Origin of the sequence: Duganella violaceipulchra (genome assembly GCF_019166075.1) — a bacterium.
GTDB lineage: Bacteria > Pseudomonadota > Gammaproteobacteria > Burkholderiales > Burkholderiaceae_D > Rugamonas > Rugamonas violaceipulchra.
This window is the reverse complement of record NZ_JAHTGR010000008.1, coordinates 234,797-248,460: the sequence shown is the minus strand read 5'-3', so window position 1 is coordinate 248,460 and position 13,664 is coordinate 234,797. Positions and strand designations below refer to the sequence as shown.

The window sequence follows — 13,664 nt, the reverse complement described above, 5'->3', positions numbered from 1 at the left end:
ATGCCATTTCAATTTGACCGTATCCGCTGGCTTGTGAGCTGCGCCATCCTGCTCGCGGGGCCGGCGATGGCCGCGCCCCCGGCGCAGGAGATTCTGCGGCAGGTGGACCGCTACCGCATGCCGTTCGACAGTTTCGAGGCGGCGGTGCGCATCGTGCCGGTGCAGGGCGGCCAGGAGCAGGAGCCCGGCACCTACGTGATTCGTGGCGCGAATCACAATCAGGTGCTGGTGGAGGCGACCAGCGTCGACCAGCGCGGTCAGAAATTCCTGACCACCGATGCAGGCATCTTTTTCTACGCGCCCCGCACCCGCCGCGCTATCCGATTGACGCCGCTGCAAACGCTGCGCGGCAAGGCGTCGATCGGCGACCTGGCACGGATCAGTTTCACGAACGATTACGACGCTGTGACGATGGATACGCCGCCCGCGTCCTGCACGGTCGACTGCATCGCGCTGGCGCTAAGCAGCAAGAACGAGGCAGCGACCTATACGCGCATTACGCTGTTGGTGACGAAGCAGCGCGGCCAGTACGTGCCGCAGAAGGCGATGCTGTATGTCGCCAGCGGCAAGCTGCTGAAGGTTGCGGAGTTCGACGCGGCTACGGGCGGCCTGCCGCCGGTCACGCGCTATTTCGATCCACTGCTGCCTGCCGAGCAAACGCGCGTGGTGTACGAGAAAGTCAAGGCGGTGGAGTTCTCGGCCAGCACCTTCAATCCGCGCAGCCTGGAACAATGAGCGTGCGTTGGCCGGCATTGATGGCGGGGTTCATGCTGTGCGGCGGCGCACAGGCGGACGACGACTGGCAGGGCGGTTTCGCGTTGGCCAGCCAGGAAGCCACGCGCTTGCAGGCGACACCGCTCAACGTCGATAATTTTCTGGCGATACCTACAAATAAAACGACGCTGGCGGGCTTGCTCGAAGGCCGTTTCCATGACCTGACCTGGCGCGCGCGTTTCGAAGCCCGGCGCAGCAACATCGATGGACAGCGCGGCGCTTCGTCAGCGACGCTTCAGGAACTGAATCGCGTATTTCAATTGACTCCGGCGGTAACGCTATCGCTTGGAAAACGCTTGTATGCGCTCGATCCATCCTTCGTCAACCAGCCGCTGGGCTTTCTGCAGAAGCGCACGGACCTGAACGATCCGCTGGATGAACTGGGGCAGTCCGAAGGCTTGCCGATGGCGGTGCTGGGATGGACCGGTTCCCAGGCCAGCCTGACGGCGATCTACAGCAAGGACGCGGCGCGGCACGCGGATGGCTACAACCGCGGCGTCGAACAATCCATCATCAAATTTGGTTACGAGTTTGAGCGCCTGAGTGCCAGCGTGCTGCTGCGCCGCGCCAGCGGGGAATCCAACGGCATCGGTGCAACGCTGAGCGGAGCGGTGGGAGAGCAGCTGTCGTGGTATGGATCGGCTTACAGCGCACGCGGTACGCAGCGCCCCAGTGCGGGCGCGGTGCTGTCCGGCGGCGGAGACGCCACACCAGCCTTCCTGCGCAGCGACGACGGCCGGCGCTACCAGCGCGCGACGGTCGGCCTGACCTACACCTTACCGGACCTGCCCAAACTCCAACTTGAATATGCCTACGATGGACGCGGCTTGTCCTACAGCCAGTTTGACCGCTGGCTGGCGCTAATCGACCGCAATCTATCCTTGCCGCTGCCGGACATCGCGCGCAAAGGCTTGCAGGCGCAGGCCGCGCAGATGCTGGTCAGCCAGGGCGCCCGCCAGCGCTATCTTAGTGTCTCGCTAGGTCAAACGGTGGGGGATTGGGAACTAGGCGGCGGTGTCTATGCCAGCCGGGACGACCACAGCGCCGTCTGGCATGGTACGGCCGACTATCACTACTCACCTCGCACTACGCTGATGCTGTCGGCTTTGCGCCAGACCGGCGAAGCCCGGTCCGAGCGAGGTCTGTCGCCATTGGGCAGCACATTATCTGTGCGCGTGCGCCGTCTGTTTTAGGATGGGGAGGGTCAAGTCTGACATTCGGACACAAGCTCGGCCTTAATTTGGCCGGTGATGGTTGAGGTCGTGTCCGAATGTCAGACTTGACCCTCGCTTATGACACGCTAGCGCCTGGGATACTTCGCGGCCAGCGCGGGGAATAGCTGGGGTAAATCAGCTTCCTGCCATTCGAGGCCTTCGGTGACGGCATACTCTACTTTGAAGTCGCGCTCCAACGCCCCAGCGCCTTTTGCGGCGTAGGCCTTGAGGGCGGCATATCCAAATAACTCAAGCTCAAAAAAATCGCGACGCGGGAACGATGCAAGCGAATCTGGCTTGGCAAGCGCCTCCTTGAAAGTCTTCTCTCCTTCGGAAATGAGCCAATCACGGAAGTATTTAAATCCATCGTCGGAGCAGCCGCCGTTCATCAGGGATGCCGCGCCCCAAAGACTCCAACGATTGGCCATGAGCAGGAGCGCTTCGTATCGTTGCTGAAAACCTTGAATTGCCTCGGGATCGAGAGATGAAAGATGTTTTTGTAAAACTGCCGGTCGGAATTCGATACGAGTACCGGCCTCATTTTTTACCGCGTCTATGAGTTGCCAAAACTGTTGTTCATTCATTGGCGCCGAAGCTGAAAGAACCGGTGGCGAGGTAGCGCATAGTGCAAGGCAAGCTAAGGCAAGAAGGATGGAGCGGCGTTGAATAAGCATACGTGGTGTTCCTATACTGCTGCTCTGGCGAGGCGGGGTTGTGTTAAATAGGCATTTATTATACTCTATTGTTTTTAGTAACCAACTGCCTGCGCATAAAAATGAAAGCAATCATCACTGGTGGTAACCGAGGCATCGGACTCGAAATATCGAAGAAGCTATTGAACAAGGGATTTGAAGTGCATGTGCTGTCTCGATCGGGCGTCCCGGCTGCGGTGAGCGGCTTGACCTCGTGGACAGCCGACATCGGGGAATACGAACAGGTTGCGCGGATTGTCGGGGAGATCGGAACACCTGACGTACTCATCAACAATGCCGGGATCATGAATGCGAAGACGGCAAGCGACTACGACAGCGAAGCGATACTCCACATGCTGCACGTGAACTTGATCTCAACGGTGCGCCTGAGTGTGCATGTGGCCGAGCGGATGGCGAGCAAGGGCGGCGGCCGCATTGTCAGCATGGGGTCGATCGCCGGCGAAATCGGCCATCCGGATATTTGGTACGGCGTTTCAAAGGCGGGCCTTATGAATGCGATGCGTTCATTGGCGCGCACTTATGGCCCCAAAGGCGTGATCGCCAATTCGGTTGCGCCGGGCCCCGTGGAAACTGAAATGATGAAAAACATTCCGCAAGAGAGAAAGAACCGTTTGATGGCCGCGACCATCAGCCAGCGATTCTGCCTTGCCGAAGAGGTTGCGGAGACGGTCTGCTGGCTGGCAACCGACGCGCCGGCCTTCATCAATGGCGACGTCATCGACATGAACAACGGCACCAATTATCGATAGTAGATAAAGCGTTTAACTCACCATGAACCATGCGAAGGAAACGGCGAGCGCGGTGGCGACAGCGAGCGTCCACAGGCTTCCCCAGTAACCGAGGTGCACGTCCTGTGGATTATTGCGGCGGTAGCGGATCGATACTTCGCTGCCCACCGCGAAATCGACCAGCTCCTGGAAGCCGTCCGCCTCGTAACTGCGGCCGGCTACGTCATAACGGATCGAGATCCGGTAGTGGCGATTGAGATAGCCCTCGGTATCCTCCTGCTGGTGCAAGGCCGTATGGGTGACGACGGCCGTGGCGCGCCGGCTCAGGCAAAGGAAGACCAGCTTGTAAGCCAGCACCAGTACGAGCAGGCCTGCAAACGGCACCAGAATTACAGCCAGCAGCAGCTTCACCGAACGTGCCCCAGGCGCTGGTTAAGCCAGCACGTTTCGCGGCGCGCCATCCACCCACGTCTCGACGTTGTCAATCAGCTGATCCACCAGCACCTGCATCGCCTGCGAACTGGCCCAGGCCGAATGCGGGGTGAGAATGAAATTGGGCAGCCGCAGATTGAGCAGCACGTTGTCTTCCGGCGGTGGTTCCTTCACCAGCACGTCGAAGCCGGCGCCGGCGATCACGCCGCTGCGCAGCGCATCGGCCAGCGCGGTTTCGTCCACCAGTCCACCGCGCGCGGTGTTGATCAGCAGGGCGCTGCGTTTCATGCGTATCAGCTCTTTCGCGCTGATCAGGTTGCGCGTCTTGTCGTTCAGCGGCAGGTGCAGGCTCAGTACATCCGATGTTTCCAGCAGCTCGTCGAAGCCCACTTCGCGCACGCCGTCGGCCGCCGCGTCGGGTATCGGCGAGCGCGTATGCACCATCACCTCCATGCCGAACGCCTGCGCGATGCGCGCCACCGATTTCCCAAGCGCGCCATATCCCAGCAGGCCAAGACGGCTGCCCGCCAGGTCGGAAATCGGATGGCCGAACAGGCAGAAACGGTCCGACTTCTGCCACAGTCCCGCCTCGATATCGGCGCGGTAGGCCACCAGTTGGCGGCGCAGCGCCAAGATCAATGCGAAGGTGTGCTCGGGCAGCGTGTGCACCGCGTAGTTGCGGATGTTGGAGACGACGATGCCGCGCTCGCGGCAGGCCGCCAGGTCGACGATGTCGGTGCCTGTGGCGGCCACCGCGATCATCTTCAGATCCGGCAGCTGCGCCAGGTCGGCCGCGCGCAAGGGCACCTTGTTGGTGATGGCGATGGTGGCGCGGGCGTCGCGCAGGCGCTGCATGGCGTCGGCCGCGGCGGTGGCCGGATACTCGGTCCACTCGTGCGCGAACGAAGGCTTGCGGATATTGGCGATCACGCTGTCGCGGTCGAGGAAAACGATGCGGTGCATATCAGTCATGGCAGTCATAGTGCAACCTCAAATGGAATCGGGCGCGCCGGTGGCGGGGCTTTCGGCAGGCGCATGCCCGGATGGTTGGAAAACAGTTCGGCGACCCATTCGACAAACACCCGCACCTTGGCCGACAGGTGGCGGTTCTGCGGATAGACCACGTGGACCGGCAGCGGATCGGTGCTCCAGTCGGCCAGCAGCTGTTCGAAGCGGCCGTCCTTGAGCATGGGCTCCAGCATAAAGTTCGGCATCTGCACGATGCCCAGTCCCGCCAGGCCAGCCGCCGTATAGGCGTTGGTGTCGTTGACGGCGATGTGGCCGGGCAGCGCGACCTGTATCCGGTGGCCGTCGCGCGAGAAGTCCCAGTCGAACAGCTTGCCGGTGCGGGAGGAAAAATAGTTTACGCAGCGGTGGCGCATCAGCTCATCGGGATGGACCGGCCGGCCATAGCTGTTCAGGTAGCCCGGCGTAGCGCAGGTGACGAACTGCAGAATGCCGACGCGCCGCGCGATCAGGTTGGAATCGCCCAGCACGCCGCCGCGCACCGCGCAATCCACGCCTTCCTCGATCAAGTCGATGGTGCGGTCGCTGCAGCCCAGCTCCAGCTGGATGTCCGGGTAGCGCGTGAAGAAGTCGGGCAGGGCGGGGATCAGCACGTCGCTGGCCAGGCCGGTGGGCGCGTCCACCCGCAGCCGTCCGCTGGGGCTGAGCCGCGTGCGCGACAGCGATTCCTCGGCCTCGCGCACGTCCGACAAAATGCGCAGGCAGCGCTCATAATAGGCGGCGCCGTCGGCCGTCACGCTGACCTGGCGCGTGGTCCGGTGCAGCAGCTTGACCGACAGCGCCGCCTCCAGCGCCTGGATCAGCGTCGAGACGGTGGCCTTGGGCAGCTGCATATTGTCGGCCGCGCGCGTGAAGCCGCCGGCGTCGACCACTTGGACAAACACTTCCATTGCTTGCAGTTTATTCATCTTTCCATCCCATTGTTCGGAATCCTGAACAATCAATTCGACATTGCGGTATTTATCAGATTGTAGATCAAGTTTATGATTGCTGTACTGCACCAAGTAAGACCATCGAAGGAAAGGGGTTCATCATGAAATATCGGAATGGAATTTTTGCAACGCTGGCACTGGCGCTGACTTCGGTCGCCCTGGCAGGCGTGGTCTATACCGATGCCTACTCGCAGGCGGCCAAGGCCGAAGCGACCGGCGTTCGTGCCCTGACCGAGGCGGCCGCCGGCGAGACCATCGCCTGCGCCGACACCGCGATGTTGTCCAGCCCATCGGATACGGTGCAGCGATGAGCGCAGCCGTCGAGCCATTGCCGCAGCTGTCGGAGCTGATCAAGGTCCGCTCGCTGGAAGTGCGCGGCGCGGAAGGCCCCTTGGCCGCCCGCCTGTACACCAGCGGCGAAGCCGGCATCAAGCGCGATACCTTGGTCGTGTTCTTCCACGCAGGCGGCTTCAACAGCGGCGATCTGGAAGACGCCGACATGTTCCTGCGCCACATGGCCGACGACAACCAGGGCAGCGCGGTACTGGCCACGGCCTACACACTGGCGCCGGTGCAGCCTTTCCCGGCCGCCGTCGAAGACGCCCACGCGGTGCTGATCTGGGCCAAGAAGAACAAGGCCAAGCTGGGCTGGACCGGCAAGCGCCTGCTGGTGGCCGGCATCGAAGCCGGCGCCAACCTGGCCGCCGTCTGCGCGCTGATGTCGCGCGACCGAGGCGGCCCGGCGCTGGCCGGCCAGGTGCTGGTGATGCCGATGCTCGACCCCGGCCTGAGCACCTGGTCGATGCGCGAGATGCAGAACGCGCCGGAGCTGCTGGACGTGGCCGACGCCTGCGCGGCGGCCTACCGCGGCTACCTGCCGAACGCCGCCGACCGCACCCACCCCTACGCCTCGCCGTTGCAGTCGAGCCGTTTGAAGAACCTGCCGCCGGCACTGATCCTGTCGGCCGAAGACGACCCGCTGCGGGATGAAGCGGAACAATACGGTGCCAAATTGATCGCCTGCGGCGTCAAGACCACCGTCAACCGAATGCCTGCCGCGGCTTTGAACGAAGCCGGGGCACGTAACGAATGCGCGTGCAAGTGTTACGCGCTGGGAGAAATCGCCAGTTTCATCGCTGGCCTGGAACGGTCCGAGACACCGCCAGCCGAATAGGGTTCCCCAACCTTTAAGCAGTATCTGCAATCACGTCCCCACTGGCTTGCCGGAGGGGCGCTAGTACCGTGTTTTCTCGCAATTCGTTGAGGGCAACCGGTGCCGCCATTTCTATTAATTATTTTCATATAAAAGGGAATAAACATGAAAACCATTAAACAACTCACCGTCGTAGCCCGGCCGCTGGCCGCCGCTATGGCGCTGGCGGGACTGGCCGCTTTCGGCCTCTCCGGTTGCGAAGACGCTACCGGCAAGACGGCTGAAGCACCGGCGGCAGCCGGTGGTCCTCCGATTTCGGCCGCCGTGGTCGTCGAGAAAACCATCACCGAGACCCAGGAGTTCTCGGGCCGCCTGGAAGCGATCGAGCAAGTGCAGATCCGTCCGCGCGTCGGCGGCTTCATCACCGCCATCAACTTCAAGCCGGGCAGCGAAGTGAAGAAGGGCGAAGTGTTGTTCGTCATCGATCCACGTCCGTTCCAGGCGGAAGCCAACCGCGCCGAAGCGGCAGCCGGTTCGGCCCGCGCCAAGGCCGACCTGGCCAAGCTGGAGCTGGCCCGCGCCGAGAAACTGCTGGCCGACAAAGCCATCGCCCAGCGCGAATACGACGCCCTGGCATCGAGCCTGAAACAGCTCGACGCCGACACCCGCGCCGCGCAAGCGCAGTACGAAGCGGCCAAACTGAACCTGAGCTACACCCAGGTGACGTCGCCGATCAATGGCCGCGTGTCGAAAGCGGAAATCACGCTCGGCAACCTGGTCGACGCTTCGGCGGTATTGACTTCGGTGGTCTCGCTGGAGCGCATCTACGCTTCCTTCGACGGCGACGAAGAGACCTATCTGCGCGTTGGCGCCGCCGCCCACCAGGGCAAGCCGGCCACCGTCAAGATCGGCCTGGCCAACGAAACCGGCTACCCGCACGAGGGCAAGCTGGAATTCGTCGACAACCAGCTCGATCCACGCAGCGGTTCGGTGCGCATGCGCGCCACCTTCACCAACACCGACGGCATGCTGGTGCCCGGCCTGTTCGCCCGTGTGCAGCTGGCCGGTTCCACCGGCGCCAAGTCGGCGCTGATGATCAACGACCGCGCCATCAGCACGGACCAGGACCGCAAGTTCGTGTTCGTGGTCGACAAGGATAACAAGGCCGAGTACCGCCCTGTGACCCTGGGACCTGCGATCGACGGCCTGCGCGTGGTGCGCGGCGGTTTGAAAGCCGGCGAGAAGATCGTCGTCAACGGCCTGCAGCGGGTCCATCCCGGCGCGCCGATCACGCCGACCGTGGTCGCCATGGATTCCGATCCGCTGGCCGCCAACGTGGCGAAACCTGAAGTCAAAAAAGATGAAAAAGTCGCCGCGGTCGTTGCGAAGACCGGCACTTCCAAGGAATAAAACAATATGAATATCTCTCGATTTTTTGTCGACAAGCCGATTTTTGCGGCTGTACTGTCGATCATTATCTTCGTCGCCGGCTTGATCGCTATCTTCAAGCTGCCGATCTCGGAGTACCCGGACGTGGTGCCGCCATCGATCGTGGTGCGGGCCCAGTATCCGGGCGCGAATCCGAAGATCATCGCCGAAACCGTGGCCGCGCCGCTTGAGGAACAGATCAACGGCGTCGAGAACATGCTCTACATGTCCTCGCAAAACACCTCCGACGGCGCGCTGGCGCTGACCGTCACCTTCAAGATCGGCACCAACGTCGAGCAGGCCGAAACGCAAGTGCAGAACCGCGTCCAACGCGCTCTGCCGCGCCTGCCGGAAGAAGTGCGCCAGATCGGCGTGACGACCGTCAAGTCCTCGCCCAACCTGACCATGGTGGTCCACCTGCAATCGCCGAACGGCCGTTACGACGACCTGTATCTGCGTAACTACGCGGTGCTGAACATCAAGGACCAACTGGCCCGCCTGCCCGGCATGGGCGAGGTGCAGCTGTTCGGTTCGGGCGACTACGCGATGCGCGTATGGCTCGATCCACAAAAGGTGGCGCAGCGCGGCCTGACCGCCGGCGACGTCGTCGACGCGGTGCGCGAGCAGAACGTACAGGTTGCCGCCGGTGTGATCGGTCAGGGCCCAAGCCAGGGCGCGGACTTCCAGCTGACCGTCAATACGCAGGGTCGCCTGAAGACTCCAGAGGAATTCGGCAACATCATCCTCAAGACCAACACCGACGGCGCGGTCACGCTGCTGAAGGATGTCGCCCGTCTTGAAATGGGTTCGAACTCGTATGCGCTCCGGTCCCTGCTGAACAACAAGTCGGCGGTGGCGATTCCTATTTTCGAAGCGCCGAACGCCAATGCGCTGCAACTGTCGACTGACGTCCGCGCGACCATGGCACGTCTGTCGAAAGATTTCCCGGAAGGCGTCACGTACAGCGTTGTATATGACCCGACCCAATTCGTGCGCCAGTCGATCGACGCCGTGATCCACACCCTGATCGAAGCGGTGATCCTGGTGGCGCTGGTGGTGATCGTCTTCCTGCAAACCTGGCGCGCTTCGCTGATCCCGCTGCTGGCGGTGCCGGTGTCGGTGGTCGGTACCTTCGCCGTGATGCTGGGCTTCGGCTTCTCGATCAACACGCTGTCGCTGTTCGGCCTGGTGCTGGCCATCGGTATCGTGGTCGATGACGCGATCGTGGTGGTGGAAAACGTCGAGCGCAATATCTCCAACGGCCTGACGCCGCATGATGCGACGATCCAGGCGATGAAAGAGGTGAGCGGTCCGATTATCGCCATCGCCCTGGTGCTGTGCGCCGTGTTCGTGCCGATCGCGTTTGTATCGGGCCTGTCCGGCCAGTTCTACAAGCAGTTCGCGCTGACCATCGCCATCTCGACCGTGATCTCGGCATTCAGCTCGCTGACGCTGGCTCCAGCTCTGGCCGCGACCCTGCTGCGTTCGCACGATGCACCGAAGGACGCGCTGACCCGCGGCATGGACAAGGTATTCGGCGGCTTCTTCAACTGGTTCAACCGCTTCTTCAACCGCGCTTCGCACAACTACGAAACCGGCGTGAAAGGTGCATTGAAACGCAAGGGCGGCTCGCTGATCGTGTACGCCGTGCTGGCGGTCGCCGCCGGCTTCATGTTCAAGCTGGTGCCACCAGGTTTCGTGCCGCCACAGGACAAGGGCTATCTGATCGGCTTCGCGCAATTGCCGGACGCCGCTTCGCTGGACCGCACCGACGCCGTGATCCGCAAGATGTCGGACATCGCCAAGGACATTCCTGGCGTGGACAACTCGATCTCGTTCCCTGGCCTGTCGATCAATGGCTTCACCAACGCGCCTAACGCCGGTATCGTGTTCGTCGGCCTGAAGCCGTTCGACCAGCGCACCAAGGCCAGCGAATCGGCCGAGGCGATCGCCGGCGAAATCAACAAGCGCATGGGCTCCATCGAAGGCGCCTTCGTGCTGGTGCTGTCGCCGCCGCCTGTCAGCGGCCTGGGTACCACCGGTGGCTTCAAGCTGATGATCGAAGACCGCGACAACCTGGGTTACGACGCCTTGTACAAGGCGGTGCAAGCGGTGCAGATGAAGGCATGGCAGAACCCGAAACTGGCCGGCGTCTTCTCGAGCTACCAGATCAACGTGCCGCAGCTGTTCGCCGACATCGACCGCGCCAAGGCCAAGCAACTGGGCGTGCCGCTGCAGACGATCTACCAGACCTTGCAGATCAATCTGGGTTCGCTGTATGTGAATGACTTCAACCAGTTTGGCCGTACCTACCAGGTGCGCGTCCAGGCGGACAAGCAGTTCCGTTCGCACGCTGAAGACATCGCCCAGCTGAAAGTGCGCAACAACAAGGGCGAGATGATTCCGCTGTCGTCGCTGATGCGCGTCAAGGACAGCTATGGCCCGGACCGCGTACAGCGCTACAACGCCTACGTCGCTGCGGAGATCAATGGCGGCGCCGCTCCTGGCGTATCGACCGGCGAAGCGCAGGCTGAAATGACCAAGATCGTCAACGAAGTCCTGCCGAAAGGTATCGGCTACGAGTGGACCGAACTGGTTTATCAGGACATCCTGTCCGGTAACACGATGATGTATGTGTTCCCGCTGTGCGTATTGCTGGTGTTCCTGGTGCTGGCAGCCCAGTACGAAAGCTGGACCCTGCCGCTGGCGGTGATCCTGATCGTGCCGATGTCGATCCTGTGCGCACTGCTCGGCGTGAAGCTGACCCACGGCGACAACAACGTCTTCACCCAGATCGCGCTGTTCGTGCTGGTGGGCCTGGCGTCCAAGAATGCGATTCTGATCGTGGAGTTTGCGCGTGAACTGGAACACCATGGCCGCACCATCGTCGAAGCGGCGCTGGAAGCATCGCGTCAGCGTCTGCGTCCGATTCTGATGACGTCGATCGCATTCATCATGGGCGTGCTGCCACTGGTGTTCTCGCACGGCGCCGGTTCGGAAATGCGTCATGCGATGGGTGTGGCGGTGTTTGCCGGCATGCTGGGCGTGACCTTCTTCGGCCTGTTCCTGACGCCGGTGTTCTACGTCCTGCTGCGCAAGCTGGCCGTGCGCCTGGAGAAGAAAAAACCTGCCGTGGCCGGCGACGCCGCCGCGGTAAAACTGGAAGGGACTCACTAACATGAGCAACTCGATGAACAAACTGCATATGATCGCTAAAGGCGTGGCGCCTGTATTGGCGGCCTTGCTGATGACCGCATGCGCCGCGCCGGAATTCAAGCAGCCTGCGATGGACGTGCCGGTCGCGTTCAAGGAATCGCAACTGCCTGCGCCGGTGAAGGTCGCCGCCGACGGCAGCACCTGGAAACAGGCGCAAGCCGCGGAAGCGCAGCCGCGCGGCGAGTGGTGGCTGGCTTTCAACGATACGGCTCTCAATGAGCTGATCGCCGAAGCCACCAAGGCCAACGCCAACCTGGCAGTGGCAGCAGCCCGCGTCAAGCAGGCCCGCGCCATCGCCGGTATCGCCGAGGCGGACCGCATTCCGCAGGTCGGCGTCAACGTTGGCGCGCAGCGCCAGCGCCAGTCCGACGTGGCGCTTGGCCTGCCGGCCGGTACGCCGGTCGCTGCGGGCAACGCGTTCAGCGCCAACCTGACGGCCAGCTACGAGGTCGACCTGTTCGGCCGCGTATCGTCCAACGTCAGCGCCGCCCGCAACGACGCCGCCTCCATGGAAGCGACCTACCGTTCGGTGCTGCTGTCGGTGCAGGCAGACGTGGCGCAGACTTATTTCCGTCTGCGCGCCACCGACGCCGAACTGGAAACGCTGAACCGCACGGTGCAGACCCGTGAGGAAAACGTCAAGGTCAACCAGCGTCGCTTCGACCTGGGCGACATCGGCGAATTCGACCTGTCGCGCGCCAAGACCGAACTGGCCACGTCGCGCGCCGAAGCCATCGGCCTGCAACGCCAGCGCGTGACGACCGAGCATGCACTGGCGGTCCTGCTGGGCAAACCGGCGGCCAGCTACACGGCCGGCGCCAGCCCGCTGCTCGATACCTCGCTGCTGCCGGTGATTCCGGCGGGCTTGCCATCGTCGCTGCTGGAGCGTCGTCCCGACATCGCTTCGGCGCAGCGCACGATGGAAGCGGCCAACGCCCGCATCGGCGTCGCTAAGTCGGCGATGTTCCCGGCGCTGACCCTGAACGCCAACGCCGGCGGCATTTCGAGCAACACAGTTGCCGACGTGTTCAAGTGGAGCAGCCGTTCGTGGGTGCTGGGCGCGCTGATGTCGATGCCGCTGATCGATGGTGGCCGCAACAAGGCCAATATCACGCGCAGCGAAGCGGCGCTTGAGGAATCGGTCGGCACCTATCGCCAGAGCGTGCTGGTGGCTTTCGCGGAAGTCGAAGACAACCTGGCCGGCCTGCGCATCCTCGCTGGACAGACCGCGCAGATCGAAGACGCCGTGGTATCGGCACGTCGTTCCGCCGACCTGGCGCAGAAGCTGTACGCGGCCGGCCGTTCGAGCTATCTCGATCTGCTGGACGCGCAGCGCAACCTGGCGACGGTGGAACGCACCGCAGTGCAGTTGCGTGGCAATCGCGCAGTCACCACCGTGGCGCTGATTCGCGCCCTGGGCGGCGGCTGGGATGGCGCCAACGCGGCGCCGAAGGTCGCGCAGCAATAAGCTGAACGGCCAATGAAAAACCCCGCCGGTACTGAACGCGATTTTAAGCGCGTTCGGGCCGGCGGGGTTTTTTACGTCTGCGGCGGGCTGGGGGCCGCCGCGTACCCCCAACGGGGGGGCTGCGAATTACTTGGTGACGACAGGTGCTGGTGCAGCTGCTGCTTCGGCTTTCTCGGCCTTGGCGTGGGCCTTGGCTTTGGTTTTGTGAGCCTTGGCATGGGCGTCGGCCTTGTCGGCTTTTTCGTCAGCCTTGGCGACGGCGACGTCTTTCTTGGCTTCGGCTTCTACCTTGGCGGTCTTGGCTTCGGCTTTGACTTCAGCCTTGGTTTCCTTAGCGGTGGCTTTGGCGTCGGTCTTGGCTTCCTTGGCTTCGGCTTTCACAGCTGCCGGAGCGGCTGGAGCGACTGGCTTGGTGGCTGGGGTCTGTGCAAAAGCTGCGGTAGCGAACAGGCCGGCGATCAGGGTAGCGATAAGTTTGTTCATGATGAAATCCTCATTCAGGTTGATTTGGAGCCGGGACAATTCCCGTGTCACTGAGCAAAAAACGCGGCCCGGAGCGCTGTCGTTGACGGGCTTTACA

General features: G+C 62.5%; 13 protein-coding genes. 8 read left to right on the top strand and 5 right to left on the bottom strand.

Annotated features, from left to right (window positions below):
• On the top strand, window positions 1–735 hold the full coding sequence (locus tag KVP70_RS16945) for an outer membrane lipoprotein-sorting protein (protein ID WP_217943380.1): 735 nt from the start codon (window positions 1–3) through the stop codon (window positions 733–735).
• Window positions 732–1,967 carry a hypothetical protein gene (locus tag KVP70_RS16940; protein ID WP_217943379.1) on the top strand — a complete coding sequence of 412 codons (1,236 nt, stop codon included), beginning with the start codon at window positions 732–734 and terminating at the stop codon, window positions 1,965–1,967. The genes KVP70_RS16945 and KVP70_RS16940 overlap by 4 nt, the downstream gene beginning before the upstream one ends.
• Before the next feature lie 107 nt (window positions 1,968–2,074).
• On the opposite strand, the gene KVP70_RS16935 is transcribed toward KVP70_RS16940, so the two are convergent.
• Window positions 2,075–2,662, bottom strand: coding sequence for a DUF4240 domain-containing protein (locus tag KVP70_RS16935; protein ID WP_217943378.1), 588 nt, complete (start codon window positions 2,660–2,662; stop codon window positions 2,075–2,077).
• 101 nt (window positions 2,663–2,763) lie between these two features.
• On the opposite strand from KVP70_RS16935, the gene KVP70_RS16930 reads away from it, so the two are divergent.
• Window positions 2,764–3,450, top strand: a complete 687-nt coding sequence (locus KVP70_RS16930; RefSeq protein ID WP_217943377.1) for an SDR family NAD(P)-dependent oxidoreductase — start codon at window positions 2,764–2,766, stop codon at window positions 3,448–3,450.
• A gap of 12 nt (window positions 3,451–3,462) precedes the next feature.
• Here KVP70_RS16930 and KVP70_RS16925 read toward each other — a convergent pair whose 3' ends face one another.
• Genes KVP70_RS16925 through KVP70_RS16915 form a run of 3 tightly spaced genes read right to left on the bottom strand, consistent with a single transcriptional unit; the run spans window position 3,463 to window position 5,795 of the window.
• Window positions 3,463–3,840 carry a DUF3592 domain-containing protein gene (locus KVP70_RS16925; protein ID WP_217943376.1) on the bottom strand — a complete coding sequence of 126 codons (378 nt, stop codon included), beginning with the start codon at window positions 3,838–3,840 and terminating at the stop codon, window positions 3,463–3,465.
• Window positions 3,841–3,861: 21 nt separating this feature from the next.
• Window positions 3,862–4,833, bottom strand: a complete 972-nt coding sequence (locus KVP70_RS16920; protein ID WP_217943375.1) for a D-2-hydroxyacid dehydrogenase — start codon at window positions 4,831–4,833, stop codon at window positions 3,862–3,864.
• Between the two features lie 5 nt (window positions 4,834–4,838).
• Window positions 4,839–5,795, bottom strand: coding sequence for a LysR family transcriptional regulator (locus tag KVP70_RS16915; protein WP_217943374.1), 957 nt, complete (start codon window positions 5,793–5,795; stop codon window positions 4,839–4,841).
• A 125-nt stretch (window positions 5,796–5,920) separates the two neighbouring features.
• Between KVP70_RS16915 and KVP70_RS16910 the strand changes: the two genes are divergently transcribed.
• The 5 genes from KVP70_RS16910 (at window position 5,921) to KVP70_RS16890 (ending at window position 13,084) form a co-directional block, all read left to right on the top strand.
• Entirely contained in the window at window positions 5,921–6,130 is a 210-nt protein-coding gene (locus tag KVP70_RS16910; RefSeq protein ID WP_217943373.1) for a hypothetical protein, read from the top strand.
• Window positions 6,127–6,993, top strand: a complete 867-nt coding sequence (locus tag KVP70_RS16905; protein ID WP_217943372.1) for an alpha/beta hydrolase — start codon at window positions 6,127–6,129, stop codon at window positions 6,991–6,993. The genes KVP70_RS16910 and KVP70_RS16905 overlap by 4 nt, the downstream gene beginning before the upstream one ends.
• A gap of 144 nt (window positions 6,994–7,137) precedes the next feature.
• A complete protein-coding gene (locus KVP70_RS16900; protein WP_217943371.1) occupies window positions 7,138–8,382 on the top strand; it encodes an efflux RND transporter periplasmic adaptor subunit in 1,245 nt (414 codons plus the stop codon).
• A 6-nt stretch (window positions 8,383–8,388) separates the two neighbouring features.
• Window positions 8,389–11,577: an efflux RND transporter permease subunit gene (locus KVP70_RS16895; RefSeq protein WP_217943370.1), complete on the top strand. Its 3,189-nt coding sequence runs from the start codon at window positions 8,389–8,391 to the stop codon at window positions 11,575–11,577.
• Window positions 11,578–11,590: 13 nt separating this feature from the next.
• Window positions 11,591–13,084: an efflux transporter outer membrane subunit gene (locus tag KVP70_RS16890; protein ID WP_217943369.1), complete on the top strand. Its 1,494-nt coding sequence runs from the start codon at window positions 11,591–11,593 to the stop codon at window positions 13,082–13,084.
• A 126-nt stretch (window positions 13,085–13,210) separates the two neighbouring features.
• Here the strand turns inward: KVP70_RS16890 and KVP70_RS16885 are convergent, their stop codons facing one another.
• Entirely contained in the window at window positions 13,211–13,567 is a 357-nt protein-coding gene (locus KVP70_RS16885) for a hypothetical protein (protein WP_217943368.1), read from the bottom strand.
• Between the last annotated feature and the right edge of the window lie 97 nt (window positions 13,568–13,664).

Coding starts and splice junctions, on each gene's coding strand:
- KVP70_RS16945 (WP_217943380.1), top strand. CDS start 1: ATGCCATTTCAATTTGACCGTATCCGCTGGCTTGTGAGCTGCGCCATC.
- KVP70_RS16940 (WP_217943379.1), top strand. CDS start 732: ATGAGCGTGCGTTGGCCGGCATTGATGGCGGGGTTCATGCTGTGCGGC.
- KVP70_RS16935 (WP_217943378.1), bottom strand. CDS start 2,662: ATGCTTATTCAACGCCGCTCCATCCTTCTTGCCTTAGCTTGCCTTGCA.
- KVP70_RS16930 (WP_217943377.1), top strand. CDS start 2,764: ATGAAAGCAATCATCACTGGTGGTAACCGAGGCATCGGACTCGAAATA.
- KVP70_RS16920 (WP_217943375.1), bottom strand. CDS start 4,833: ATGACTGATATGCACCGCATCGTTTTCCTCGACCGCGACAGCGTGATC.
- KVP70_RS16915 (WP_217943374.1), bottom strand. CDS start 5,795: ATGAATAAACTGCAAGCAATGGAAGTGTTTGTCCAAGTGGTCGACGCC.
- KVP70_RS16910 (WP_217943373.1), top strand. CDS start 5,921: ATGAAATATCGGAATGGAATTTTTGCAACGCTGGCACTGGCGCTGACT.
- KVP70_RS16905 (WP_217943372.1), top strand. CDS start 6,127: ATGAGCGCAGCCGTCGAGCCATTGCCGCAGCTGTCGGAGCTGATCAAG.
- KVP70_RS16900 (WP_217943371.1), top strand. CDS start 7,138: ATGAAAACCATTAAACAACTCACCGTCGTAGCCCGGCCGCTGGCCGCC.
- KVP70_RS16895 (WP_217943370.1), top strand. CDS start 8,389: ATGAATATCTCTCGATTTTTTGTCGACAAGCCGATTTTTGCGGCTGTA.
- KVP70_RS16890 (WP_217943369.1), top strand. CDS start 11,591: ATGAACAAACTGCATATGATCGCTAAAGGCGTGGCGCCTGTATTGGCG.
- KVP70_RS16885 (WP_217943368.1), bottom strand. CDS start 13,567: ATGAACAAACTTATCGCTACCCTGATCGCCGGCCTGTTCGCTACCGCA.